General features: G+C 69.8%; 24 protein-coding genes. 9 read left to right on the top strand and 15 right to left on the bottom strand.

Annotated elements, in window-relative coordinates; genetic code table 11:
* Positions 1-25: 25 nt before the first annotated feature.
* From JNK30_RS08005 to flbT, 7 genes are all read right to left on the bottom strand, one after another.
* Positions 26-2,788 carry a hypothetical protein gene (locus JNK30_RS08005; protein ID WP_293481538.1) on the bottom strand — a complete coding sequence of 921 codons (2,763 nt, stop codon included), beginning with the start codon at positions 2,786-2,788 and terminating at the stop codon, positions 26-28.
* A 174-nt stretch (positions 2,789-2,962) separates the two neighbouring features.
* Positions 2,963-3,796, bottom strand: a complete 834-nt coding sequence (locus JNK30_RS08010) for a flagellin (RefSeq protein WP_293481539.1) — start codon at positions 3,794-3,796, stop codon at positions 2,963-2,965.
* A gap of 171 nt (positions 3,797-3,967) precedes the next feature.
* Positions 3,968-4,273: a flagellar protein FlaG gene (locus JNK30_RS08015; RefSeq protein ID WP_293481540.1), complete on the bottom strand. Its 306-nt coding sequence runs from the start codon at positions 4,271-4,273 to the stop codon at positions 3,968-3,970.
* Positions 4,274-4,395: 122 nt separating this feature from the next.
* Positions 4,396-5,214, bottom strand: coding sequence for a flagellin (locus JNK30_RS08020; protein ID WP_293481541.1), 819 nt, complete (start codon positions 5,212-5,214; stop codon positions 4,396-4,398).
* A gap of 282 nt (positions 5,215-5,496) precedes the next feature.
* Positions 5,497-6,315, bottom strand: coding sequence for a flagellin (locus tag JNK30_RS08025; protein ID WP_293481542.1), 819 nt, complete (start codon positions 6,313-6,315; stop codon positions 5,497-5,499).
* A gap of 282 nt (positions 6,316-6,597) precedes the next feature.
* Positions 6,598-6,963: a flagellar biosynthesis regulator FlaF gene (gene flaF, locus JNK30_RS08030; protein WP_293481543.1), complete on the bottom strand. Its 366-nt coding sequence runs from the start codon at positions 6,961-6,963 to the stop codon at positions 6,598-6,600.
* Complete coding sequence (flbT, locus tag JNK30_RS08035) at positions 6,923-7,348, bottom strand: flagellar biosynthesis repressor FlbT (RefSeq protein WP_293481544.1); 426 nt, start codon at positions 7,346-7,348, stop codon at positions 6,923-6,925. The genes flaF and flbT overlap by 41 nt, the downstream gene beginning before the upstream one ends.
* Positions 7,349-7,560: 212 nt before the next feature.
* On the opposite strand from flbT, the gene JNK30_RS08040 reads away from it, so the two are divergent.
* Both JNK30_RS08040 and JNK30_RS08045 read left to right on the top strand, forming a co-directional pair.
* Positions 7,561-9,345 carry a tetratricopeptide repeat protein gene (locus JNK30_RS08040; RefSeq protein ID WP_293481545.1) on the top strand — a complete coding sequence of 595 codons (1,785 nt, stop codon included), beginning with the start codon at positions 7,561-7,563 and terminating at the stop codon, positions 9,343-9,345.
* A gap of 56 nt (positions 9,346-9,401) precedes the next feature.
* Positions 9,402-9,932: a hypothetical protein gene (locus JNK30_RS08045; RefSeq protein WP_293481546.1), complete on the top strand. Its 531-nt coding sequence runs from the start codon at positions 9,402-9,404 to the stop codon at positions 9,930-9,932.
* Between the two features lie 27 nt (positions 9,933-9,959).
* Here JNK30_RS08045 and JNK30_RS08050 read toward each other — a convergent pair whose 3' ends face one another.
* Together JNK30_RS08050 and JNK30_RS08055 are read right to left on the bottom strand one after the other, a co-directional pair.
* Positions 9,960-10,382 carry a GNAT family N-acetyltransferase gene (locus JNK30_RS08050; RefSeq protein ID WP_293481547.1) on the bottom strand — a complete coding sequence of 141 codons (423 nt, stop codon included), beginning with the start codon at positions 10,380-10,382 and terminating at the stop codon, positions 9,960-9,962.
* Positions 10,379-11,077 (bottom strand): glycosyltransferase family protein, encoded by a 699-nt coding sequence (locus tag JNK30_RS08055; RefSeq protein ID WP_293481548.1) that lies wholly within the window; start codon positions 11,075-11,077, stop codon positions 10,379-10,381. The genes JNK30_RS08050 and JNK30_RS08055 overlap by 4 nt, the downstream gene beginning before the upstream one ends.
* A 173-nt stretch (positions 11,078-11,250) precedes the next feature.
* On the opposite strand from JNK30_RS08055, the gene JNK30_RS08060 reads away from it, so the two are divergent.
* Together JNK30_RS08060 and JNK30_RS08065 are read left to right on the top strand one after the other, a co-directional pair.
* Positions 11,251-12,120 carry a MoxR family ATPase gene (locus tag JNK30_RS08060; RefSeq protein ID WP_293481549.1) on the top strand — a complete coding sequence of 290 codons (870 nt, stop codon included), beginning with the start codon at positions 11,251-11,253 and terminating at the stop codon, positions 12,118-12,120.
* A gap of 104 nt (positions 12,121-12,224) precedes the next feature.
* Positions 12,225-13,094 carry a hypothetical protein gene (locus JNK30_RS08065; protein WP_293481550.1) on the top strand — a complete coding sequence of 290 codons (870 nt, stop codon included), beginning with the start codon at positions 12,225-12,227 and terminating at the stop codon, positions 13,092-13,094.
* 35 nt (positions 13,095-13,129) lie between these two features.
* Here JNK30_RS08065 and JNK30_RS08070 read toward each other — a convergent pair whose 3' ends face one another.
* Both JNK30_RS08070 and JNK30_RS08075 read right to left on the bottom strand, forming a co-directional pair.
* Positions 13,130-13,504 carry a hypothetical protein gene (locus JNK30_RS08070; protein ID WP_293481551.1) on the bottom strand — a complete coding sequence of 125 codons (375 nt, stop codon included), beginning with the start codon at positions 13,502-13,504 and terminating at the stop codon, positions 13,130-13,132.
* A 32-nt stretch (positions 13,505-13,536) separates the two neighbouring features.
* Positions 13,537-14,349: a universal stress protein gene (locus JNK30_RS08075; protein WP_293481552.1), complete on the bottom strand. Its 813-nt coding sequence runs from the start codon at positions 14,347-14,349 to the stop codon at positions 13,537-13,539.
* A 109-nt stretch (positions 14,350-14,458) separates the two neighbouring features.
* On the opposite strand from JNK30_RS08075, the gene JNK30_RS08080 reads away from it, so the two are divergent.
* Both JNK30_RS08080 and JNK30_RS08085 read left to right on the top strand, forming a co-directional pair.
* Positions 14,459-15,103 (top strand): HD family hydrolase, encoded by a 645-nt coding sequence (locus tag JNK30_RS08080; protein ID WP_293481553.1) that lies wholly within the window; start codon positions 14,459-14,461, stop codon positions 15,101-15,103.
* Positions 15,100-16,050 carry an NAD regulator gene (locus JNK30_RS08085; protein ID WP_293481554.1) on the top strand — a complete coding sequence of 317 codons (951 nt, stop codon included), beginning with the start codon at positions 15,100-15,102 and terminating at the stop codon, positions 16,048-16,050. Before JNK30_RS08080 ends, JNK30_RS08085 begins: the two co-directional genes overlap by 4 nt.
* Here JNK30_RS08085 and JNK30_RS08090 read toward each other — a convergent pair.
* From JNK30_RS08090 to JNK30_RS08105, 4 genes are all read right to left on the bottom strand, one after another.
* Positions 16,025-16,987 (bottom strand): sterol desaturase family protein, encoded by a 963-nt coding sequence (locus JNK30_RS08090; protein ID WP_293481555.1) that lies wholly within the window; start codon positions 16,985-16,987, stop codon positions 16,025-16,027. The genes JNK30_RS08085 and JNK30_RS08090 overlap by 26 nt on opposite strands.
* The gene (locus JNK30_RS08095) at positions 16,984-17,385 is read right to left on the bottom strand and encodes a hypothetical protein (protein ID WP_293481556.1); all 402 of its coding nucleotides are present in this window, start codon (positions 17,383-17,385) and stop codon (positions 16,984-16,986) included. Before JNK30_RS08095 ends, JNK30_RS08090 begins: the two co-directional genes overlap by 4 nt.
* 114 nt (positions 17,386-17,499) lie before the next feature.
* Positions 17,500-18,036, bottom strand: coding sequence for a porin family protein (locus tag JNK30_RS08100; protein WP_293481557.1), 537 nt, complete (start codon positions 18,034-18,036; stop codon positions 17,500-17,502).
* 290 nt (positions 18,037-18,326) lie between these two features.
* The gene (locus tag JNK30_RS08105) at positions 18,327-18,872 is read right to left on the bottom strand and encodes a porin family protein (RefSeq protein ID WP_293481558.1); all 546 of its coding nucleotides are present in this window, start codon (positions 18,870-18,872) and stop codon (positions 18,327-18,329) included.
* A 198-nt stretch (positions 18,873-19,070) separates the two neighbouring features.
* Between JNK30_RS08105 and JNK30_RS08110 the strand changes: the two genes are divergently transcribed.
* From JNK30_RS08110 to JNK30_RS08120, 3 genes are all read left to right on the top strand, one after another.
* Positions 19,071-20,186 (top strand): beta-ketoacyl-ACP synthase III, encoded by a 1,116-nt coding sequence (locus JNK30_RS08110; protein ID WP_293481559.1) that lies wholly within the window; start codon positions 19,071-19,073, stop codon positions 20,184-20,186.
* 105 nt (positions 20,187-20,291) lie between these two features.
* Positions 20,292-22,349 carry an ATP-binding protein gene (locus JNK30_RS08115; protein ID WP_293481560.1) on the top strand — a complete coding sequence of 686 codons (2,058 nt, stop codon included), beginning with the start codon at positions 20,292-20,294 and terminating at the stop codon, positions 22,347-22,349.
* A gap of 65 nt (positions 22,350-22,414) precedes the next feature.
* A complete protein-coding gene (locus JNK30_RS08120; RefSeq protein ID WP_293481561.1) occupies positions 22,415-23,008 on the top strand; it encodes an exopolysaccharide biosynthesis protein in 594 nt (197 codons plus the stop codon).
* Positions 23,009-23,223 lie beyond the last annotated feature (215 nt).

Here is a 23,223-nt window from a genome sequence, read left to right on the forward strand (position 1 = left end):
AGAAGGACGCTTTCAAGGCGCCGCCTCAGCCGCCCAGGCGTGCGAGCGCGGCCTGGTAGTTGGCGATCTGGTTCGTGAGGTAGGCCGGGACCGGGCCCGAGGCGGCGGCGGCCGCCAGCGGATTGGGCGGCGACGCCGCGGCCTTCAGGTCGATGTAGACCTGACGCAGCTTGCCCATCGCCGCGCCGATCTCGGCCAGCGCGTGCTTGCGCTCGGTGTCGTTCTCCAGCGAAAGCGCGGAGTCGAAGCCCAGGCCGTAGATCACCGACTTGCCGTCCGCCGGCACGGTCTTGCCGTCGACCACCCGGGTCTTGCGCACCACGCCCTCGGGGATTCCGAGCAGTTCCAGCGCATCCTTGTCGGCCTTGCCCGCGGTGAACTCCAGGGTCACGCGATCGGTGCTGGGCTCTATCCGCAAGGTCCGCTGACCGTTGCTCGTGGCGATGCTCACCTTCGCCTGGAAGCCGCTGGCGCGCCGGATCTTCTGGGCCAGCGTGTCGAGCGTGTCCTTGTCCTCGATCGTCACCGTCCCGCGGATGCCGAGGCCGGTCTGGACGGTGAACTGGTCGCCGGCGCGCAGGCCGGAATGGGCGGTGATGCGGGCCGAATCCGTCAGGTCCAGCTCGCCCTTGGGCAGGCCGATCCGATCCAGGACGCTGGCCCCCGTCGTGTCGACGGCGATGGCCGTCGGCGCGGCCCGGCCGTCCTTGCCCGTGAAGCGGCGGGCCCAGTCGATCGTGCCGGCGTTCACGTCCAGGCGGGCCAGGAAGCCGTCCTTCGTCCCCACGGGCGCGAGCCCGTTCGGGAGGTCCGTCCCGGCTGAGCCCCCGATCCACACCTGGCCGCCCGCGACGGCCAGCGAGGTCGCGCGGTCGTCCCCTGCCCCGCCGTAGTACGCCACCGAACCCCCGCCGCCGAGGTTGGCCGAGAGGCGCGCCGCGAAGGCGTCCTGGCCGCCGGCGTGCGCGCGGGTCACCGAAAGGCCGGACAGGCCCGGATTGCCGGTGGAACCGGCGACCACCACGTCGGAACCGTCGAGCGCCAGGCCGGTGATCTGGCCGCCCTGCAGGTCGCCGAGGTCCTGCGTCGAGGTGAGCACCGGCGCCGCGCCCGAGACGTCGTAGCGCCGCAGCACCGCGCGTCCGTCCTCGACGCTGGCGGTGATGACGCTGGTCCCGTCCACGACGAGCCCCGCCGGCCGGTCCGCGCCGGTGGTGCCGAACGTGGTGGTGAAGAGCGTCTGCACCTTGCCGGCCGCGTCGGCCTTGAACGCCTGGAGGTAGGCGTCCGCCTCGCCGATCGTCGCCGCGCCCGGCAGGGTCGAGGTGGTCCGGCCCGAGACATAGACCGTGCCGTCCGCCCCGAACGCCACCTCGCTCGCCTCGTCGGCCTGCCGCGCCCCGCGGCGCTGCGTCCACAGTTCCTGGCCTTCGGCGTCGTAGAGGGTGACGAAGCTGTCGGTCACGCCGTCGAACGCGCCCGTGGAATTCAGCGGCCCGTCCGCGGCGCCGTTCAGCACGCCCTTGACCGAGCCCGCCACGGCGATCTTGCCGTCGGCGGCGATGGCGAGGCCGAGGCCCGTCGCCTCGTCCGCAGCGCCCAGCGTGCGGGCGAAGATCAGCTGGCCGGCGGCGTCGTACTTCAGGAGCGCCACGTCCTGCTCGCCGCGCAGCGCCTGGCCCGCCGTCTTCTCGACGACGTCGGCCAGCATGTAGACCGAGCCGTCGGCCGCCACGCGGGTCTCCCGGACGGTCTTCACCTCCGGCCCGAGGGTCTGTCCGAAGATCCGGCCATCCACGAAGTTCGCCTCGCCCGGACGCTGCAGCGGCGCCGGCACCGAGACCGTGTCGGTCTGGAACTTCAGGAACTGTGCGGCCTCGGTGGAATCCTTGGTGTCGGCCTTGCCGTCGGGGTCCGGGTTGCCCGCGTTCTGCGCCACGTAGACCGCGCCGGCGGTCGCGGAGGCCGAGAAGCTGATGGTCTCGCCCAGCGTGGCCTTGATCTTCAGGGCGTACTGATCGGGGATCGTGCCCACGGTCACGGTCTTGCCGCCGATGGTGGTGGTCTTGGGGCCGCCCGGAATCCGCTGCGAGGCGAATCGGCTCTCGATCCCGGCCGCCTCGAGCTGCTGGTTGACGTAGGCGGCCACGTTGCCGACCGAGCGGGTCGTCGCGCCCATGCCCGCCAGGTCGATCGGCACGTTGAAGGTCTGGCCCGAGCGCTTCACCGTCACGGTGAACTGCACGGCGCCTTGGAAGGCCTCGGCGGCCGTGTCGCTGGATCCGGACGCCAGCGGACGCGTGACGTACTCCGTCTTGGCCTTGGGCACGCCCAGCGCCGAAGCCGCCGAGGTGGAGACCTCACCCTGGATCACCCGGACTTGGTCGAGCTGCAGGGTGTCGACGTAGCCGAGGATCTCCTTCAGGCCACGGTCGAAGGCCTGGTTGATCCGCGTGCGGTCCGCCACCGCCAGGTTCTTCGCCGTCGACTGTTCGGCGACGCCCATCAGGGCGCCCAGGCCCTGGTAGAGCGCGAAGAGCTTGCGGTAGTCGGCGCTCGCGCCGGGCACGTCGAGGCGCGTCGCCCCTTCGCTGACGAAGCGGCGTCCGGAAAGGGCGGCCTTCACGGCCTCGTTGGTGATGGCGGCGGCGGCCGGCTGGTTCCAGGGGGCCGTCGGGATCGTCTTCTTCTTGGCGGCCGTCGCGCCCGCGCCGGCGCCCGCGGCGGTCTGACCGGCGCGTGACTGAAACAGGTTCAGCAGCAGGTTCGGGTCGAGCGGCGTCACCATCAGGAAATCACCTTGCCGGACCAGCCCTTACCGGCCGTTAACCGGCGCCGCCTGCGGCGGAATAATCGCGCGCAGGGCAACTCGGAAGACAAGCGTACAACAGCCTGTAAAACATGGAAAAACCCCGGACGTCCCAGCGCCCGGAGTTCTTCGACGCCCCAACGAAACGGGACCTTAGCCGCCGCGGAACAGCTGCAGCACGATCTGCGGCGCGGAGTTGGCGATGGAGAGCGCCTGGGCGCCCAGCTGCTGCTGCACCTGCAGCGCCTGCAGGCGCGCGCTTTCCTTGGCGAGGTCGGCGTCGACGAGATTGCCCACCCCGGCTTCGAGCACGTCGGTGAGCTTGGAGACGAAGTCCAGGTGGGCGTCCACCTGCTTGGCCTGGGAGCCAAGGTTGCCCAGCGCCTGGTTCACGTTGCTGATCGAGGCGTTCAGGCGCGCCAGCACCGTGGTGGCGATCGTCACCGTCGTGATGTTCGCGTTCGCCGTGATCGTGATGTTGCTGCCGCCGAGCGCCAGGGTGCGCGTGGAGAGCGTGAGCCGCGAGGTCGCATCGGCGTTGGCCAGGAACTGGATGTTCCCGCCGGTGCCGCTGAAGAGATTCGCCCCGTCGAACTCCGAGTTCGTCACCACCTGGGTGATCTGGCGCAGGATCGCGCGGAAGTCCGAGTTGAGCGCCGTGCGCGAGTTGGTGTCGAGCGAGGTGTCCATCGCCGCGACGACCTTCTCCTTCAGCTGCACGAGCAGGTCCGAGACGGTGTCGCCGGCCGCCAGCGAGACCTCGGCGATCGAGTTCGCACGCTCCAGGCTGATCCTCACCGCGCCCAGCGCGCCGATATCCGCCCGCTGTCCCTGGGCGATCGCCCAGATCGCGGCGTTGTCCTTGGCGTTGCCGATCTTCAGGCCGGTGTTCACCCGGTCCTGGACACTGGCCAGCTGGTCGTTGGTCTTGTTGAGGTTCTGCAGGGCCGTCAGCGCAGCCTTGTTCGTGTTGACGCTGATTACCATCGCGCTCTCCTGGCGGGGCTCCCCGGCGCCGACTCGCGTCTTCGCCTCGCCTCGAAGCTAGGAAGGCGTGGTGTTCATATGGTTAACACGCATAAAGCATGGCGCCGCCGCCGGAGGGCTCCGGGGCGGTGGGGACAAGCGTCCTCGTGCGCGCGCGGGCGCGCCCGTCGATCAGGCCTCGGTGCTGATCACCGATCCGGCGGCGTACTGAGCCTCGTCCTTCAGCCTCAGGACCTCGGCCCGGGGCAGCTGCTGGACGACCTCGCCGGTCAGGCGGTTCACCGTCTTGTAGACGTACGACCCGCTGGCCTGGTCCATTTCAATCACCAGTCGCATTTCGACCGGAGCCGCGACGGGGACCGGAGCCGGGGCCTGGGCCTTCGCGCCGCGCTTGGCGGCGGGGGCGTCGGCTGGCTTGGCGGTCTGAACCCTCTTCGGCTCGGGCGCGGGCGACGTGGCCGCGACCTTGGTTTCCATCTCTCCTTTCGCTGAACGTCAGTGCAGCGCTCCACGTGAGGCGAACGGCGGACGGGCGAACCCGTCCGCCGGACGCGAGTTGCCGCCCGCGATGCTGCGAGAGCCTCGCGGGCGCGCGGGCCTTAACGGAAGAGGCCCAGCAGGATCGAAGACGACTGGTTGGCGATCGACAGGGCCTGCACGCCAAGCTGCTGCTTGGTCTGGAGGGCCTGCAGTCGGGCGCTTTCCTTGGCCAGGTCGGCGTCGACGAGGTTGCCCACCCCGACGTCGATGGTGTCCTGAAGCTTCTTCACGAAGTTCAGGTGGCTGCCGAGCGCCTTGGAACCGGTGCCGAGCGACGAAAGCTTGCTCGACACTTCGGTGATCGCCGCGTTGACCGCCGCGATGGCGAGCGAGGCCGCCGCCGTGGTCCCCAGCGTGCTGGCGTTGATCGACAGCGCCGTCAGGGTCAGGGTCTGGGCCTGCACGGTGATCACGGACGTGGCGTCCGAGTTGGCGATCGCCTTCACCGTGGTGCCCGCCTGCTTGATCAGGTTGGCGCCGTTGAAGTCGGCGTTGACGACGGCCTTGGTGATCTGACCGAGCAGCGACTTGAACTCGTCGTTCAGCGCCGTGCGGCTGGCCGTGTCCAGACCGGAGTCACGGGCGGCCAGGGCCTTTTCCTTGAGCTGCAGCAGCACGTCGGAAATGGTCTCGCCGGCCGAGATCGCGACCTCGACGGCGGACTGGTTCCGCTCGAGCGACGAAATGACCGAGTTCAGGGCGTTGGAAGTGGCGCGCTGGTTCTGGGCGATGGCGAAGATAGCGCCATTGTCCTTCGCCGAGGCGACCTTCTTGCCGGTGTTGATCCGGGACTGCACCGTCTGCAGTTCCGAGTTCGTGGCATTCAGGTTCTGGAGCGCGATGAGCGCGCCAAGGTTGGTGTTCACCGAATTGGGCATCGGTAGGTCCTTCGTTCAAAAGGTCCAGCCGTCGTTCTGATGGCCGGGGGCGTTTTGCCCGCCCCCCACGCAGCAAGCCGCGGGCCAGCCAAACCTTACCGAAGGTCCCGTTATGTCTCTGAATTTGCAGCATTAAGGAGGCATTATGGTTGCCTCGACCCGGCAATTGTTGCCCACCACTCCGAGGGCTGGGCACAAATTGCCTACCGGGCCCGGCAAGAATCGCCGGCCGGGAAAGGAGCCCGCCGGACGGGCCGAAGCCCGCCCGACGGTTTCGCGCACTTAGCGGAACAGACCCAACAGGATCGTCGAGGACTGGTTGGCGATCGATAGCGCCTGGACCCCGAGCTGCTGCTTTGTCTGCAGCGCCTGGAGTTTTGCGCTCTCCTTCGCCAGGTCGGCGTCGACGAGGTTGCCCACCCCGACGTCGATCGTGTCCTGAAGCTTCTTGACGAAGTTCAGGTGGCTGTTGAGCGCCTTGGCGCCGGTGCCGAGCGACGACAGCTTGCTCGACACCTCGGTGATCGCCGCATTCACGGCCGCGATCGCCAGCGAGGCCGCCGCCGTGGTCCCGAGGGTGCTGGCGTTGATCGACAGCGCCGTCAGGGTCAGCGTCTGAGCCTGGACCGTGATCACGGACGTCGCGTCCGCGTTGGCGATCGCCTTCACCGTGGTGCCCGCCTGCTTGATCAGGTTGGCGCCATTGAAGTCGGCGTTGACGACGGCCTTGGTGATCTGACCGAGCAGCGACTTGAACTCGTCGTTCAGCGCCGTGCGGCTGGCCGTGTCGAGGCCGGAGTCACGGGCGGCCAGAGCCTTTTCCTTGAGCTGCAGCAGCACGTCGGAAATGGTCTCGCCGGCCGAGATCGCGACTTCCACCGCCGACTGGTTCCGCTCCAGCGAGGAGATCACCGAGTTCAGGGCGTTCGAGGTCGCACGCTGGTTCTGGGCGATGGCGAAGATAGCGCCATTGTCCTTGGCCGAGGCGACCTTCTTGCCGGTGTTGATCCGTGTCTGGGTGGTGGCAAGCTCCGCGTTGGTGGCGTTGAGGTTCTGGAGCGCAACGAGCGCGCCAAGGTTCGTATTCACCGAATTGGGCATCGGTTGATCCTTCCATTCTGGAATGAAGTGAGCCGGGCCTTTTGCCGGCTTGGCGGATTTTCCGCCGGATCCCGCGTCGCAATCGGAATGCCAGCCCCGCGCGGGCGGCGCTCAGCTCATGCCGCTGAAAACAAACATGTTTCCGCGGAGTGCGGTTCGCTCAATCTGAGTAGGACGCGGCGCGATCCTGCCGCCCGGCATATCCTGCCGACTAAACCCGGCGTCCTGCAGCGTGCGCGGACGCGGGCGGCGCGGGACCTTCGCGCCTGCGTCGCGCGTGGATCAGGCGGCGGCCTGAGCGCCGCCCGCGAGGCCCTGCATGATCAGGCGGTTGATCTCGATCAGGGGCTCGAACTCCTCCTGGCCGCGGATGACCAGGCTGGTGTGCTTGCCCACCCAGATGCTGAGCGAGACGATCGAGGCGCGCAGGGGCGCGGGCAGCGCGTTGTCGCTGCGCTGGCACTCGCCGGCCAGCGCCGTCCACATGCGCTTGTTCCAGTCGAGCGCGTCCATCCGCTTGCCGAACTCGGAACGGTCCAGCTGGGCGGCGTCCATCAGGGCGCGGGTCACCTGCGCGAAGAGGCGGTACTCGAGGTCGCGCGGGCTCTCAGCCCGCGTCGCCGCCTGCTGATAAGCCTGAAGGGACATAGCCCAGCCTTTCGTTCTCGTACTCGATCAGCTTCCGGCACAGCATCAGCGCCTTGTAGTACTCGCGCTCCATGCAGTGCTTGGAGATATCCACGCAGTCCGCCAGCACGTCCGGATTGGCGATGACCCCCATGAACTCGGTCATCCGCTGGACGAACTCGCCGTAGTATTTCTCGGCGTTCCCCTCATCGAGGTACATCATCATCACCGGGAAGTAGATCCGACGCGCGGGCGTCTGGACGTCCTCCTCCTGCATGATGTCCTTCTCGCGAAGGACCGAGGCCTTGTTCTGCAGCACGAGGACCGCCCGGCGGTCGCCGTTCTGGACGACGGCGCCGTTCAGGACGAACCTCTCACCCGGCTTCAGCGATAGTTTGAGCGGCAAGTTCGTTCCTCGTCTGCGTTGGCGACCGCGGAGCGCGAATCTGACGAAAGCCATAATCGCGCGAGGCGCGGCCGAACGCACCCCACGCTTAGCGGGCCACCCGTTAACGGCCGATTGCCGCCGTCTCAGGCGCCGCCGTGTGCGCCAGGCTTAGCGGCAGGTTAACCATAAGGCGGCAGGACAGGAGCATCCCGCCTCGAGGAGTCGCGAGAATGGCCAAGACGGCGCTCGACAGCGCTTCCTATCCTGACGGCGCGCAGCTCGGCGCCCAACCCAGCGTCCCCGAGTCCATGGCCGAGATGGGCGAAGCGGGGGGCAAGGACTCCCTCGCCCGGCTGAACAGCGCCGTCGGCGAACTGAGGGCGGTCGCGGCCGCGCCGGTGCTGCGCCGCGCGATCGACTTCCTGAACCGGGAGGACTTCGTCAACGGCGGCAAATGGGCCGTGAAGGCGCTGGAGATCGACGAGCGCAACGGCGTCGGCTGGTACCTCCTCGCCATCGCGCGCGAGCGCGCCGGCGATTTCGGCAATTCGGTGCGCGCCTACGAGGCCGCCCTGGCCCTGCTGCCCGAGCACGCCGAGGTGGCCAACGACCTCGGCCGGCTGGCCTTCCGGATGGGCATGCACGAGCAGGCCGAGAAGCTGTTCCGCCACTACATCGACCACGCGCCCGAGCGCGCGGACGGCGTGAACAACCTGGCCAGCGTCATGCGCGAGCAGGGCCGCACCGAGGAGACGATCGAGCTCCTGCGCGCCGCCATCCAGCGCCATCCCGAGTCGGCCATGCTCTGGAACACCCTGGGCTCGGTGGTGATGGACCAGGGCGACCTGCACAACGCCGCCACCTTCTTCGGCGAGGCGGTGCGGCTGAACCCCAAGTTCGGCAAGGCGCGCTACAACCTCAGCCAGGTGAAGCACGGCCTGGGCGACAACGAGGGCGCCATGGCCGACTGCGACGCGGCCCTGCGGCGCACCAACACCGCCGAGGACAAGCAGATGATGGGCCTGGCGCGCGCCACCTATCAGCTTTGCCTCGGCCGGATCGGTTCGGGCTGGGACGACTACGAGGCCCGGCTCTCGGCGCAGTTCGCCGGGGTCACGCACTTCGCCATCGAGCGGCCCCGCTGGAAGCCCGGCGGCGACCTGCGGGGCAAGCGCTTCCTGGTCTGCACCGAACAGGGCCTGGGCGACGAGGTGATGTTCGCCAACGTCCTGCCCGACGTGCTCGAACAGCTGGGCCCCGACGGCAAGCTGATCCTGGCGGTCGAGCGGCGGCTGGTGACGCTGTTCCAGCGCAGCTTCCCCACGGCCGAGGTGAGCCGCCACATCACCAACGTCGTGGCCGCCTCGGTGGTCCGCCGCGTGCCCGAGATCGACCAGTCGCAGGTGGACCTCTGGACGCCGATCGCGAGCCTCATGCGCCAGTACCGGCGCAGGCTCGAGGCCTTCCCGCAGCACCAGGGCTACCTGCGCCCCGATCCCGAGCGGATCGCGCACTGGCGCGAGGTCCTGAAGACCGCGCCGGCCGGGCCCAAGGTCGGCCTCCTCTGGAAGAGCAACATCAGCAAGGGGCGGACGCGGTTCTTCTCGCCCTTCGACCAGTGGCGGCGCGTCCTGGCCACCCCCGGGGCCAGCTTCGTGAACCTGCAGTACGGCGACTGCTCCGAGGAACTGGAGCGGGCGAAGCGCGAGTTCGGGGTCACCATCTGGCAGCCGCCCGGCATCGACCTGAAGGAAGACCTGGACGACGTGGCGGCGCTCTGCTGCGCCATGGACGTCACCATCGGCTTCTCCAACGCCACGCTGAACATCGGCGCCGCCTGCGGGGCTCCGGCCTGGCTGCTGACGACGCCCGGAATCTGGACCCGGCTCGGAAGCGACGCCTACCCCTGGTACCCGCACGTCCGCACGTTCGCCCCGCCGGCCTTCGGCGAGTGGGACGCGCTGATGGAGGACGTGGCGGGCGCCCTCTCGGAATTCGTCGCCGAGCGGACCTAGCCGCGGAACGGCGGGGACGGCCGGGTGTTCACGCAGCACCCAGCCAGGAGCTCCCCATGCCCGGAACCGACTTCGAGAACGACGCCGACGGCTACGATCCGCAGGACCAGTCCGAGGCGTTCGACGAGACCAACTTCACCGACGGCGGCGACGTGGGCGAAGGCCGCAGCTACGCCGAGGCGGCCGAGCGCAGGACCTTCGAGGACCTGCCCGAGGTGGAGGACCTGACCGTGGCCGACGGCGACGAGGACGACGACGAGGCGCTGGCCCTCGACGCCGACGAGTTCGACCCCGACGCCATCGACGACGGCGACCTCGAGGAGGACGACGAGCTCGACTACAGGGCCGCGACCGCCGAGCGCGAGGACGACATCGACGGGCTGGGCCCCGAGGACGGCTTCGACGAAGACCGGATCGCACGATCCGACATCGACGGCCTCTCCGAGGTCCGGGACGCCGGCGAGGCCGAGGGCGGCGAGGACGACTTCACCGACCTGCAGGCGCGCAACCTCGACGACGAGGACCTGAAGGAACTGGGCTATTCCGAGGACCGGGACGGCCAAACGGTGGCCAAGCCGGACCGGTGACGGCGGCGGCGACGCCGCGCCCCCAGGTCAGCCTCGCCGATACCGGCCCAGGCCCTGGCCGCCGCCGATGCGGCGGAAGCCGGCGCGCTCGAAGAGGCGGCGGCTGGCGGCGTTCTCGTCCTTGATCTCGGCGAAGACCGCGCCGGCCACCGACTCCAGCGCCTGCCCCAGCAGCGCCATGCTCAGCCCCTGGCCCCGGAACGCCGGATTCAGGTTGATGGAGACCTCGGTCTCGTCACGGTGGTCGAACCGCACCATCCCGACCTTCCCGTCGTCGGTCTCGCCGATCAGCAGGGTGATCGAGGGGTTCAGCAGCGCGCCCCGGAACCAGGCGGTGTGCGCGGCCAGGTCGACCTCGTCCGAGGTGCGCGACATCGCCCGCGTCACCGGATCGTTGCGCCAGCGCCAGAGGTCGACGCAGTCCGCCTCCGTGGCCCGCCGCAGCCTCATGGCGGGATCGGCGCGCTGTTCTCGGCCAGCGCCACGACGTCGTCGCTGCTGAACGCCGGGTTGGACGGATAGAGCCGCTCGTAGACGCGCCGCACGAACGCCAGGTCCTCGGGCAGGTCGACCGTCCAGCGCAGATGGGCCAGCGACGGCGACCGGGTCAGGGACGCCAGCCGGAACCGCTCGGGATGGCGGTAGATGAAGGGCGTCACGTGCTCGCGCTCGTAGGCGTCGCGGGCCTCCCGCCCGGCCGCCAGCAGCACGTCGCGGCGCATCACCTCGGCGTCCAGCCCGTGCTGGAAGGTGCGGTCCGGGGTGACGTTGTTCGCATAGTCCGCGCCCTCGGCTTCGAAACGCTGCACCAGGGCGTCGATCACCCCGGGGTCCGCAAGCGGGCAGTCGGCGGTCAGGCGCAGGACCGTGCCAGCCTCGGGCCTGCCCTCCAGCAGCGCGCAGAAGCGGCCGAGCACGTCGTGCAGGTCGCCCCGGAAGACGGAGACCCCGGCGCCCTCCCCCCAGGCCGCGAGCGGATCGTCGCTGGGGTCGAGGCTGGTGGCCACCACCAGGTCGTCGAGACGCCGGCTGCGGCGCAGGCGCTCGATCTGCCGGGCGATCATGGGCTGGCCCAGCACCGGCGCCAGGACCTTGCCGGGCAGCCGGGTGGAGGACATGCGCGCCTGCAGGATCGCCAGGTTCACCGATGGGCCTCGCCGCGAATCGAACGCCAGTGTGGCGCCATGCGCCGGCGCCGTCGCGAGAGGCGCCATCGCCGCAGACGTGCGATGGCGCTTGATCCTTGCGCCCCGACCTATAGGCTGCGCCCAGCCAAACAACTGTTCGAATGCGGGCTCGGCTCGCATGGGGAGCCCGAATGAGCCAACGTTTCGAAGGGACCGACAAATACGTCGCCACCGAGGATCTCAAGGTGGCGGTCAACGCCGCCATCGCCCTGGAGCGGCCGCTCCTCATCAAGGGCGAGCCCGGCACCGGCAAGACGGTCCTGGCCTATGAGATCGCCGAAGCCCTCGGGTCCGAGCTGATCACCTGGCACATCAAGTCGACCACCAAGGCGATCCAGGGCCTCTACGAGTACGACGCCGTGACCCGCCTGCGCGACAGCCAGCTGGGCGACGAGCGCGTGAAGGACGTCAAGAACTACATCAAGAAGGGCAAGCTCTGGGAGGCGTTCGAGGCGCCCAAGCGCCCCGTCCTGCTGATCGACGAGATCGACAAGGCCGACATCGAAGTCCCGAACGACCTCCTGCAGGAGCTCGATCGGATGGAGTTCTACGTCTACGAGACCAACGAGACGATCAAGGCGGCCGTCCGCCCCATCGTGATCATCACGTCCAACAACGAGAAGGAGCTGCCCGACGCGTTCCTGCGCCGCTGCTTCTTCCACTACATCCGCTTCCCGGACTCCGAGACGATGCAGGAGATCGTTGACGTCCACTATCCGGGCATCAAGAGCAAGCTGGTCGCCGAGGCGCTGCGCATCTTCTACGACATGCGCAAGGTGCCGGGCCTGAAGAAGAAGCCCTCCACGTCCGAGCTGCTCGACTGGCTGAAGCTGCTGATGGTCGAGGACATCGACGGGGACGCGCTGGCCGAGAAGGATCCGACCAAGCTGATCCCGCCGCTGCACGGCGCCCTCCTGAAGAACGAGCAGGACGTGCACCTGTTCGAGCGCCTGGCCTTCCTCGCCCGGCGCGAAGGCGCGGCGCGGCCGGGCCAGCAGTAGCGGCTGCGCCCGGAGTAACATCCGGGCGTAACTTACCGCGAATTCACTCGCCTTTTCGAAGGGCTCCGCTCAGGTTCCACGCGAACGGACGGAGCCCTTTTCGCATGAAGCCGCTGCACCTCTTCGCCGCCTCGGCCCTGGCCCTGACCGCCGCCGCCTGCGGCCCCAAGACGCCGCCGGTCCGCGCCGCGCTGGACTGCCCCGCGACCGAGGGCGAACTGACGCGGACGTCCGCGACGCCGGACGGCAAGGCCTGCACCTACGTGGCCGCCGACGGCGGCGAGGTGACGCTGCAGCTCGTGTCGGTGCGAGGCACCGTGGACGACACGCTCCAGACCTTCGAGACGAACCTCCTCGCCCAGCGAAGCCCGGCGCCCGCCGAGGGCGGCGATGCGAAGGCCAAGGCCGCGGACGACGCCGGCGCGGCCGCGGCCGGCACGGCCGCCAAGGCGGCCGAGGCCCAGGCCAGTCTCGACGCCGGCCAGACGGGCGTCCGGATCGAGGCGGGCGCCGACGGCAAGGGCGTGCATGTCAAGGTGGACGGCAACGACGCCAAGGCCGTGAACGTCGAGACCAAGGACGGCAAGACGGTCGTGACCGAGTCCGGCGACGGGACGACGCGGATCAACCTGCCCGGCATCCACATCGTCGCCAACGAGAACGACGACAGCGCCAAGGTCGAGGTGGGCCCGATCAAGATCGACGCCGGCGGCGACAGCGCGACGATCCGCATGCGCCGCGATGTCCGCCTGCGTGGCGAGGCGCTCAACCCCGACCAGCGGGGGTTCCGGGCCACCTTCATCTACACCGGCAAGGATCTCCCCTCCGGGTATCGCGCCGTCGGCTACGAGGCCGGCGGGCCCAAGCAGGGGCCGTTCACCATCGCCGTGGTGAAGTCGAAGCTGGACCGCGGCGACGCGGAAGCCGTGTACGACGACGTCAAGAAGCTGGTGCGGCGGAACGGCGGCGTCTAGCCGCCGTCCCCCCGGGGCGAACAGGGTCCGGGTCGTCAGCCCGCCGGCTGCACCTCCACCACCTTGTAGGTGAGCGGCCGGCCGTCCTCGTCGGTCACCGTGACGTACTCGCCCACCGCGAACCGGTGCTGGCCCAGGCGGTGGACCGGCTCGTCGTCGGCGGAATCGTCCGCGTCGTAGTCGAAGAACCAGCGCTGGCCCTTGCGCGCCAGGCGGCCGTCCACCGGATCCTCGTCGGGCGCGAAGCGGCGGACCGTGCAGGCGTCGCGCGCCTTGGCGTAGGCGCCCTCGTCCAGGTGGCCGTCGGCCGTCAGAGGGGCGGTGAGCGAGTACCCGCGGTGATCGTCGCCCCCGGCGAACTCTGTGCCGGGGTTGCGGGCAAGACGCATCACGATGCGCGACAGGGACATGTTCGGGCCTCCAGGAAGGTCACTCAGGCAAGCTAGTGGGAAAGAAACAGGGACGGACTATCGGAGTTCAGGAGCGTCCGGGTGGTTCCGCCGAAGATGAACTCCTGCAGGCGCGGGTGACCGAAGGCGCCGGCCACGAGGATGTCCGCGCCCGCCGCCGAAGCCGCCCCGAGGATCGCCGGCGCGGCGTCCCCGCTGTCGGTCAGCACCTGCACTTCGGCCTCGACGCCCCGCGCGGCGTAGTATCCGCACAGGCGCACGGGATCGAACGTCCGCGAACTCGCCTTCGGCGCAGCGATGATCACCACCCGGCGCGCCTTCTCGAGCAGCGGCGTCGCCAGGCGCGCGGCGCGCGAGGCTTCCTTGCCGCCGTCCCAGGCCACCGCGACGGTCCCATCGATCTTGAGCTCGCCCTTGGCGATCACGACGGGCCGCTGTTCGTCGGCCACCATCTGCTGGAACGCCTCGGCGAGCGGGCCGCGGCCGCGCGACGGATCGGCGGTGAAGACCACCACGTCCGACAGCCGGCTCTCGGCGGAAAGCCCGGCCCAGACCGGCGTCTGCAGGGACACGAAGCGCGTCTTGGCGTAGCCGGCGCCCTCCGCCGCGCGCCGCGCGTTCGATTCCCCGGCCGCGGTGGCTTCCTTCAGGGACTCCAGCGCGGTCGTCTGGACCCCGCCCAGAAACCCCTCGCCCATCCAGGGCATGACGTCGGCCACGTCGGCCGGGGTGTAGACGCAGGCCAGTTCCGCGCCGAACGGCTCGGCGATCCGCCGGCCCGCCGCGACGGCGGCCGCGTCCCCCTGCCCTCCCGACAAGGGCGCCATGATGCGAGCCCAGCTCATCGGTGCATCCCTCTCAAGGTTCGGTACTTATCCTAACCCATGCCGACCCGATTGATCTTTGTCAGGTCCTGGGCCAGTCCTCAGCCTCGACTGTGAAAGGAATATCCGGGTGAGGAAAGGGCTGCGTCGCGGTAAGGCCGAGCCCAGGGCGTGGCAGCGGATGCTCTCGGGGCGCCGGCTGGACCTGCTCGACCCCTCCCCGCTCGACATCGAGATCGAGGATATCGCCCACGGACTCGCGCGCGTGGCGCGCTGGAACGGCCAGACCACGGGCGCGCACGCCTTCTCCGTGGCTCAGCACTCGGTCGTGGTCGAGGAGATCGTGGCCCACATCCAGCCCGACGTGGAGCCCCGCTGGCGGCTCGCGGCGCTGCTGCATGACGCCTCGGAGTACGTGATCGGCGACATGATCAGTCCGTTCAAGGCCGCCCTCGGCGTGGACTACCGGCTCTTCGAGGAGCGTCTCGAGAACGCCATCCACGTCCGGTTCGGCCTGCCGGCCAAGACGCCGCCTGCGGTCAAGAAGCTGATCAAGCAGGCCGACCGCGCCTGCGCCTTCTTCGAGGCCACCCAGCTCGCCGGCTTCGCGCGGGCGGAGGCGCTCGACTTCTTCGGGGCGCCGCCGGCCGGCTACGACCTGCACATCGAACCCCAGGCGCCCGCCGAGGCCCAGGCCCACTACCTGCGCCGCTTCGAGGTGCTCTCCGAGGCGGCCGGCTACCGCAGCCACGACCAGGCGTTCGACACGGAATGACCAGCGCGGTCGTCATCGGTCTTTCGGCGGTGGTGCTCGCCATCAAGGACGGCGAGGCGGTGACGCTGACCGTGCGGCACAACGAACTCACCGGCCTGCCGTTCGGCCCGTTCGACCCCGACGCCGACCGGACCTTCGAGCTGGCCCTGCGGGCGTTCGTGACCGAGCAGACGCGGTTCGACCTCGGGTACGTCGAGCAGCTCTACACCTTCGGCGACAAGGGCCGTGACGCGCCGCTCGCCGACCTGGGCGACGGCGCGGGCGCGGCGCGGGTGATCTCGGTGGGCTATCTCGCCCTTGCGCCCGCCGCCGTGGACACCCACTTCGCCGGCAGCGAATGGCGCCCCTGGTCGCGCACCTTCCCCTGGGAGGACTGGCGCGCGGGCCGTCCCGTGGCCATGGACGCCGTGGAAACCGCCCTCCGGGGGTGGGCCGATGGCGACGCGCAGAAGCTGGCCCGGGCGCGGCTGCTGTTCGCTCTCGACCAGGCCCCCTGGAACGAGGAGCGCGTCCTCGAACGCTACGAGCTGCTCTACGAGGCGGGCCTCGTGCAGGAGGCCGCCCGCGACCGCGGCGAGGCCGCGCCCGTCCGCCCCGATGCGCTCACCGCGGCCCTGGGCGATCCGATGATCTCGGACCACCGCCGGATCCTGGCCACGGCTCTGGGCCGCCTGCGGGGCAAGCTCAAGTACCGCCCGGTGGTGTTCGAGCTGATGCCGGACGCCTTCACGCTCTCGGCGCTGCAGCGCACCGTCGAAGCGATCGCCGGCGTGCCGTTGCACAAGCAGAACTTCCGCCGCGCGCTGGAACGGGCCGAGCTGGTGGAGGGCCTGGGCCGCCTCGACGCCGAAACGGGCGGGCGGCCGGCGGAGCTGTTCCGCTTCCGGCGCGAGATCCTGGGCGCGCGGCCCGTGAGCGGCCTCAGCCTGCCGCTGCTGCGGGACTGACCGCCGGCTCCGCGGCGCCGGTCGAGGTCGCCTCGCCGCCCCCGGCCGCGCGCGCCTTGATCATCGCGCTGGTCTCGCGGCTGCCGTCATGGCTCCAGCCGGGCGGCCCGAAGATGTAGCCCAGCGCATGGCGCGGGTGCCGCACGACGTCCTGGGCCATGGCGATCCACTCGTGGAACGCCACGCGGACGATGTTGAACGTCGCCAGGTTCTTCACCAGGCCATAGCGGCACGGCTCGGCGTCCAGCTCGGGCTGGAAGGTGCCGAACAGCCGGTCCCAGACGATCAGGATGCCGGCGTAGTTCTTGTCCAGGTAGACCGCGTTGCGGGCGTGGTGCACCCGGTGGTGCGAGGGCGTGTTGAACACCGCCTCGAACCAGGCCGGCATCCGTCGGATCGCCTCGGTGTGGATCCAGTACTGGTAGACCAGGCTGACGCCCTTCTGGATCGCCACCATGGCCGGCGGAAAGCCCAGCAACGACAGGACGAGGTAGACGCTCCAGCTGCCGTTCAGGGCGCCGGTCCAGGTCTGCCGCAGCGCCGTCGACAGGTTGTAGTGCTGGCTGGAGTGGTGGTTGACGTGGCTGAGCCACCAGACGCGACGCTCGTGACTGAGCCGGTGGAACCAGTAGTAGGCCAGGTCCTCGGCCAGGAAGACGAGCACCCAGGCCCACCAGGCGGTCATCGGGATGTCGAAGATCCGCCAGTGCTGCCAGACCCAGACCACGGCGGTGAACGAGATCGCCCCGAAGAGAAGGCCCGCGACGTTCGACCCCAGCCCCATGCCCAGGGACACGGCGGTGTCGCGGCCCTCGTAGCGGGCGTCGATCTTGCCCATGCGGGCCAGGATGATCTCGGCCAGCACGGTGACGATGAAGATTGGCGTGGCCAGCGCGACGGGGTTCAGCGCCGCGTGGATCGGATCGGGCAGGCTCACGCGGCGAGGTCTCCGTCGAAGCTCTTCGGCGGCCAGGACGGCAGCGTGATGACGGCCCGCGGCGCGGCGATGTCGCCCAGGTCGACGGAGAGGCGGCCGTTCCGGAACGTGGCGCTCACCGCCTGGGGCCAGGGGATCTGGCGCGCCGCGAAGCCGTCGCCCACCCGGCAGACCACCAGCGCGAGGCCGCCGGACTTCGCCAGGGCGCCGGCCCCGTCCGATGCGACCCAGACCGCCTCGACGGCGCGGCCGGGAAATTCCTCGGCGAGGATGGCCCGCGCGCGATGCTCGTCCAGCGGCGCGACCGGCCGGGCGATCTTGGCCCAAGCCGCGATCGCCACGAGGACGCCCACGGCGGCGGCCGAGGCGGCGAGCTGAACGAAGAAGCCCGCGTCCATGACGATTGTCCCTCCCACTCGTCGCCGCAAGCGTGGGCGGGACGGGAGGCCTGGTCAAGGAAAAGGCCGCGCGTGCAAGACGCGCGGCCCTCCTGCCGTGTCCGGCTGTTCCGGCTAGAACCGGCGGACGTACGACACGCCGAAGGTGTCGGAGTCGCCGCCGCCGTCGTACTCCGAGCGGAGGTACTCGACGCGGATCCCGTTCACGCCGTCGAAGTGGTGCTGCAGCCCCACGCCGAGGTTGACCGACTCGTCCGAGCCCGAGGCGCCCACGCCCGCGGCCGAGGCGCCGATCTTGGTGGTGCCGTAGCCCACGCGCGCCAGCAGGTCCGTGTTCGCGCCGACCGGCAGGAACCCGACCACATAGGCCGCGAACTGGTGCTTCAGCTCGATCTTGGCGCGGGTGGCGCCGACGCGGAGCGAATCGTCGTCCACGCCGAAGGCCGCTTCGCCCTCGACGCCCAGGTAGGGCGAGAAGCGGTAGCCGACCTTGGCCTGGATGGCGCCGAGGTCGATTCCGCTCTGGCTGGAATAGGCGCCGCCGATGTTGACGTAGGCGCCCGGAGCGCCGGCGGCGTCCTGAGCCTGGGCCATGGCAGGCGCGCACGCGAGCGCGGCGGCGACCGTGGCCGCAGCAATCATAAGCTTCATACTGGTAGTCTCTCCTGGCTGAACTGGAGCTCCCCCCTTGGCGGACGGCCGGTCAGCGGCGGCGCGTCCGTCACCGGTTTGTTCCGGTGAAGCTGTGCTCGCCTAGCATGTGGGATTCACAGACCACAACCCCCCTGTGGCCGCCAGGACACGCCCCAGGAAAACACCTGAATCCAAGGTCGTATGACAAAGATTTAATACGTAGAAGGCCACGCCCGGGGGCGTGGCCTTTCCTGTTTCGCAGGTCTTCGACGAGCAGTCGGAGGAAATCTCCGCCTGCCCTTCGCGGCTTAGAACTTGCGCGAGTAGCCGATGGTCCAGACGTCCGCGTCGCCGGGGCCGCCGTCGAACTCATAGCGCGTGTAGTCGACTCGCACGCCGTTCACGCCGTCGAAGTGGTGCTGGGCGCCCACGCCGAAGTTCCAGGACTCTTCCGAGCCCGAGGCCGACACGCCCGCGGCGCGCGCGCGGATCTTCGTCGTGCCGTAGCCCACGCGGGCCAGGATGTCGGTGTTCGGCATGATCGGCAGGAATCCGACCACATAGCCGGCGGCCTGGTGCTTCAGCTTCTGGTTCACGCGCACGCCGCCGATCGTGTCGGTGTCGCTTTCCAGGCCCGTGGCCAGTTCGCCTTCGACGCCGAGGTTCGGGTGGAAGCGGTAGCCCACGCGGCCCTGCACGGCCTTGATGTCGGCGCCGCCGGCGTCGGCGATGCCGAGGTTGAGGTTCACATAGGCGCCGACGTTGTCGCCCGCGGCGACCTGGGCTTGAGCGGCGGCGGGCATGACGGCGGCGATCGCGGCCAGCGAGGCCGCGGCGATGAGAGCAGTTTTCATTTTTGGGAATTGAACTCCGACTTGGGTCTGAACAGCCCGCCCAGGGGTGCGTAGATGGGGAGCCAAACGCGGCGGGCTACGGGCGGTTCTATGGCGAAGCCGGGTTTGGAAGCGGCATGTGGCTTGTGGGTCACAATGACCGGCTGACGCCTCCCGCGTCCGTGCTAAACGGGGCGCTCTTTCGGGGAGGTGTTCCAGATGACCCAGGCAGTGATCGCGGCGACGGGGCTGTACACGCCGCCCAACAGCCTTTCGAACGCCGAGCTGGTGGAGACCTTCAACGCCTACGTCGAGCGCTTCAACGCCGCCAACGCGGACGCCATCGCGGCCGGCGAGATCCAGGCGCTGACGCCCTCGTCGGCCGAGTTCATCGAGAAGGCCTCAGGCATCAAGTCGCGGTTCGTGGTCGACAAGACGGGCCTGGTCGATCCCGAGCGCATGACCCCCAACATCCCGGAGCGCCCGAACGAGGAGATCTCGGTGCTGGCCGAGATCGCGGTGGAAGCGGCGAAGGACGCGATCGCGGCCTGGGGCAAGGACGTCTCCCGGATCGACGCGGTCATCTGCGCCGCCTCCAACATGCAGCGCGCCTACCCCGCCATGGCGATCGAGGTGCAGCAGGCGCTGGGCGTCGAGGGCTTCGCGTTCGACATGAACGTCGCCTGCTCGTCCGCCACCTTCGGCATCAAGACCGCCGCCGATTTCGTGACCAGCGGCTCCGCGCGGGCGGTGCTGATGGTCAATCCCGAGATCTGCTCGGGCCATCTGAACTTCCGCGACCGCGACAGCCATTTCATCTTCGGGGACGTCGCGACCGCGGTGATCGTCGAGCGGGCCGAGGATGCGCAGGGCGGCTGGGACATCGTCGGCACGCGGCTGAAGACCCGGTTCTCCAACAACATCCGCAACAACTTCGGCTTCCTCAACCGCTGCGCGCCCGAGGGCGTCGGCGCCCCGGACAAGCTCTTCGTGCAGGAAGGCCGCAAGGTGTTCCGCGAGGTGGTGCCGATGGTCTCGGAGATGATCGTCGAGCACGCGGGCGATCTGGGCATCGACCCCCATGGCCTGAAGCGGATGTGGCTGCACCAGGCCAACATCAACATGAACGAGCTCATCGGGAAGCGCGTCCTCGGCCGCGATCCGACCCCGCAGGAGAACGTCATCATCCTCGACGAGTACGCCAACACCTCCTCGGCCGGCTCCATCATCGCGTTCCACAAGGCCAGCGACGACTTCGCGCCCGGCGAGACGGGCCTGATCTGCTCGTTCGGCGCGGGCTACTCGGCGGGCACGGTGTTCGTCCGCAAGCGCTAGCCGGCCCCGCGCGGGCGCGCGCCGCGCGCGCCCCATGGAAAGCGCCGGTGAGCCGTGGTGTACTGCGCCGGCTCAGGCCGGTCGGGCGGCCTCAGGGAGTTCCGCTTGCCGCGCTGGAGCAGGTCTTACGCGCTCTGGATCGCCGCGCTGGCGCCCCTGTTCGTGCTCATCGGCGTCCTGGTGTTCGCCGCCTTCGAAGGCGCGCGCCGGGACGTGGAGGTCGTCAGCGCACAACGCGCGACGGAGGTGGCGAGCCTCGTCGACGCGAGCGCGGTCTCCGAACTCAAGCTGGCCCAGGTCCTCGCCTCGTCGGCGCCGCTGGCGCGGGAGGACATGGCCGAGGCCTACAGGCGCGCGGCGGAGGTGATGGCCCTCAGCGGCAACTGGCGCACCGTCGTGCTGTCCGACCCTGCCCGCGGGATCGAGGTCTTCGACCTGCGCCGACCGCTGGACGGCGGCCCGCGCCCGATGGCGGACTACATCGCGGCCGCCGCGCCCGGCCTCGCCGGGCCGACCATGTCGGACATCACCCGCGACCGGCTCGGCGTCTATGTCCTGCCCCTTCACGTGCCGGTCGTCACCGACCGGGGCCGCCGCTACCTGCTGACCGTCGAACTCGACACCGCCGCCATCCAGGCTCTCGTGACGACGCGCGCGCCGCCGGGCAGCGTCGTCGCGGTGGTCGACCGGTCCGGCAATTTCATCGCCCGCAACGTCGCCTACGAGAGCCGGGTCGGGCGACCCGCGACGCGGTACGTGCGTGATGCGATCGCGGGGGGTCGCAGGGGTCTTTATCCCGGCGTCACCTACGAAGGGTTCAAGAACTACACGGCCTTCGACACGGGTCAGCGGACCGGCTGGTCGGCGCATGTGGCGGTGGCGTCCTATCTGGTCGACACGCCGCGGCGGATGTCGCTGGCGATCCTGGGCGTCGTCGCGGTCGCCTGCCTGGGCGCGTCCGGAGGACTGGCCCTCGTCGCCGTCCGCCGCATGAGGTCGCGCCGGCAGGAAGAGGCGCGGCTGCATCAGTCCCAGAAGATGGAGGCGGTGGGCCAGCTCACGGGCGGGATCGCGCACGACTTCAACAACCTGCTGACCGCGATCATCGGCGGCCTCGAACTCTCGCTGAAGCGCGCCGCGCCCGGCGATCCGAGCCGGCGCTATCTCGAGGGCGCGCTCGACGCCGCCGCCCGGGGCGCGAAACTGACCTCGAGGCTGCTGGCCTTCTCCCGCACCCAGCGGCTGGCCCGCGAGCGCGTGGACGTGCAGGCCGTCATGTGGGGCATGACCGACCTGCTGGAGCAGTCCCTGGGACCGCGCATCGCCATGTCGATCGACGTCGCCGAGGACGCGCGCTGGGTGGTCACCGATCAGAACCAGCTCGAACTGGCGCTCCTGAACCTCGCCGTCAACGCCCGCGACGCCATGCCCGAGGGCGGGCGCCTGGAGCTGTCCACGCGGCGCACGCCGGCGAAGGGGCGTTCGTCGCACGACCGCGTCGAGATCGTCGTCGCCGACACCGGCCAAGGCATGACACGCGAGGTCGCGGCGCGCGCCTTCGATCCTTTCTTCACCACCAAGGAGGTCAACCGCGGCACGGGGCTCGGGCTCGCCCAGGTCTACGCCATGGCGCGGCAGTCCGACGGCGAGGCGGTCATCGAGAGCGTCCCCGGCCAGGGGACGCGCGTGCGCCTCCGGCTGCCGGCGGCGCCCCCGCCGCTCGCCGGGCCGGACGACGTGAACGCCCGCAAGGACGCCGTGACGGCGAGCCTGCGGCGTGACCGCCGGCTGATGGTCGTCGACGACGACGCGGGCGTCCGAGGCGTCCTCGTCGACGAGCTGCGGCTCCTGGGGTTCCAGGTGACCGAGGCCGCGAGCGGCGCCGAGGCGCTCGCCATGCTCGAGCGCGACGCGCCGGACCTGATGATCGTCGATTTCCTGATGCCCGGCCTCACGGGCGCCGACGTGGCCGTTCGGGCGCGCGAACTGCGCCCCGGGCAGAGGATCATGTTCGTGTCGGGACACATGGACAACGCCGCCCTGGATGCAGCCGCCCAGGGCGCCGTCGTCCTCCGCAAGCCGTTCGTCGTCGCCGAGCTCGCGGAGACGGTGGGCCGGGCGCTGGATGACGCCGAGGCTCCGCAGACGGCTCCGTCCGCCTAGGCTCCGGCGACCACGCGGCAAACCCGAGCCGCCCCTGCGCGTTGACGCTCCACGCAGGAGGTCGCATGGCGGCGAAGGTGCATGATCTCGAAGACGTCCTGGACGCGTTGCACCGCTCCGCCAAGGACGAGGGCGCGAAGGTCTCGGTCGACGAGATCCTGGCGACGTTCGGGCGCCGCTCGTTCGGTCCGCTGCTGCTCCTCTGCGGCCTCCTGGGCATGACGCCCGTCTCGGGCATCCCCAGCGTCCCCTCGATCCTCGCGGTCATCACGGTCCTGATCGCGGGTCAGATGGTGTTCGGCCGCGAAGCGATCTGGATCCCGCGCTTCATCGCGAAGCTGTCGGTGGCCGCGGACAAGATCGAGAAGGCGGTGCGCGTCTCGCGCAAGCCCGCGCGCTGGGTGGACAAGGTGGTCCGGCCGCGGCTCCACGCCCTCACCTCGCCGCTGGCCGACCGGCTGGTCGCGGCCGCGTGCGTCCTGGTCGCCCTCGCCGTCCCGCCGCTGGAGCTCGTGCCCTTCGCGGCCTTCATCCCGTCGCTGGCGATCTTCACCTTCGGCCTCGGCCTGGTGGCCCGCGACGGCCTGGTCGTCCTGGTCGCCCTGCTCCTCAGCGCCGCAGCGCTGGGCCTCATCGGCTGGCGCCTGCTGGGCGGCTGACCGTTGGTCCTGGAAAGGCTGACCCCAGGCGGTCTCGCTATCTCAAAAGTCGTATAGTTGACTCTCACAACCAGACGGCGGCACTCTGCAAGCCTTGCCATGGGGGCTCGACATGCTGCTTGGCGCGAACCTGATCGCAGCGTTCCTGGCCTTGGCGCTGCCCTTCGCACTGTTCGTGTCCCGACACGTCGTGCGGACGCAGCGCGCGGCCCTCT

The organism is Phenylobacterium sp., assembly GCF_016793225.1.
Taxonomy (GTDB): Bacteria; Pseudomonadota; Alphaproteobacteria; order Caulobacterales; family Caulobacteraceae; genus Phenylobacterium.

Bases quoted from the DNA above. Each gene is read 5' to 3' on its own strand.
- JNK30_RS08005 (WP_293481538.1), bottom strand. From the start codon at position 2,788: ATGGTGACGCCGCTCGACCCGAACCTGCTGCTGAACCTGTTTCAGTCA.
- JNK30_RS08010 (WP_293481539.1), bottom strand. From the start codon at position 3,796: ATGGTAATCAGCGTCAACACGAACAAGGCTGCGCTGACGGCCCTGCAG.
- JNK30_RS08015 (WP_293481540.1), bottom strand. From the start codon at position 4,273: ATGGAAACCAAGGTCGCGGCCACGTCGCCCGCGCCCGAGCCGAAGAGG.
- JNK30_RS08020 (WP_293481541.1), bottom strand. From the start codon at position 5,214: ATGCCCAATTCGGTGAACACCAACCTTGGCGCGCTCATCGCGCTCCAG.
- JNK30_RS08025 (WP_293481542.1), bottom strand. From the start codon at position 6,315: ATGCCCAATTCGGTGAATACGAACCTTGGCGCGCTCGTTGCGCTCCAG.
- flaF (WP_293481543.1), bottom strand. From the start codon at position 6,963: ATGTCCCTTCAGGCTTATCAGCAGGCGGCGACGCGGGCTGAGAGCCCG.
- JNK30_RS08040 (WP_293481545.1), top strand. From the start codon at position 7,561: ATGGCCAAGACGGCGCTCGACAGCGCTTCCTATCCTGACGGCGCGCAG.
- JNK30_RS08045 (WP_293481546.1), top strand. From the start codon at position 9,402: ATGCCCGGAACCGACTTCGAGAACGACGCCGACGGCTACGATCCGCAG.
- JNK30_RS08050 (WP_293481547.1), bottom strand. From the start codon at position 10,382: ATGAGGCTGCGGCGGGCCACGGAGGCGGACTGCGTCGACCTCTGGCGC.
- JNK30_RS08060 (WP_293481549.1), top strand. From the start codon at position 11,251: ATGAGCCAACGTTTCGAAGGGACCGACAAATACGTCGCCACCGAGGAT.
- JNK30_RS08065 (WP_293481550.1), top strand. From the start codon at position 12,225: ATGAAGCCGCTGCACCTCTTCGCCGCCTCGGCCCTGGCCCTGACCGCC.
- JNK30_RS08070 (WP_293481551.1), bottom strand. From the start codon at position 13,504: ATGTCCCTGTCGCGCATCGTGATGCGTCTTGCCCGCAACCCCGGCACA.
- JNK30_RS08075 (WP_293481552.1), bottom strand. From the start codon at position 14,349: ATGAGCTGGGCTCGCATCATGGCGCCCTTGTCGGGAGGGCAGGGGGAC.
- JNK30_RS08085 (WP_293481554.1), top strand. From the start codon at position 15,100: ATGACCAGCGCGGTCGTCATCGGTCTTTCGGCGGTGGTGCTCGCCATC.
- JNK30_RS08095 (WP_293481556.1), bottom strand. From the start codon at position 17,385: ATGGACGCGGGCTTCTTCGTTCAGCTCGCCGCCTCGGCCGCCGCCGTG.
- JNK30_RS08100 (WP_293481557.1), bottom strand. From the start codon at position 18,036: ATGAAGCTTATGATTGCTGCGGCCACGGTCGCCGCCGCGCTCGCGTGC.
- JNK30_RS08105 (WP_293481558.1), bottom strand. From the start codon at position 18,872: ATGAAAACTGCTCTCATCGCCGCGGCCTCGCTGGCCGCGATCGCCGCC.
- JNK30_RS08110 (WP_293481559.1), top strand. From the start codon at position 19,071: ATGACCCAGGCAGTGATCGCGGCGACGGGGCTGTACACGCCGCCCAAC.
- JNK30_RS08120 (WP_293481561.1), top strand. From the start codon at position 22,415: ATGGCGGCGAAGGTGCATGATCTCGAAGACGTCCTGGACGCGTTGCAC.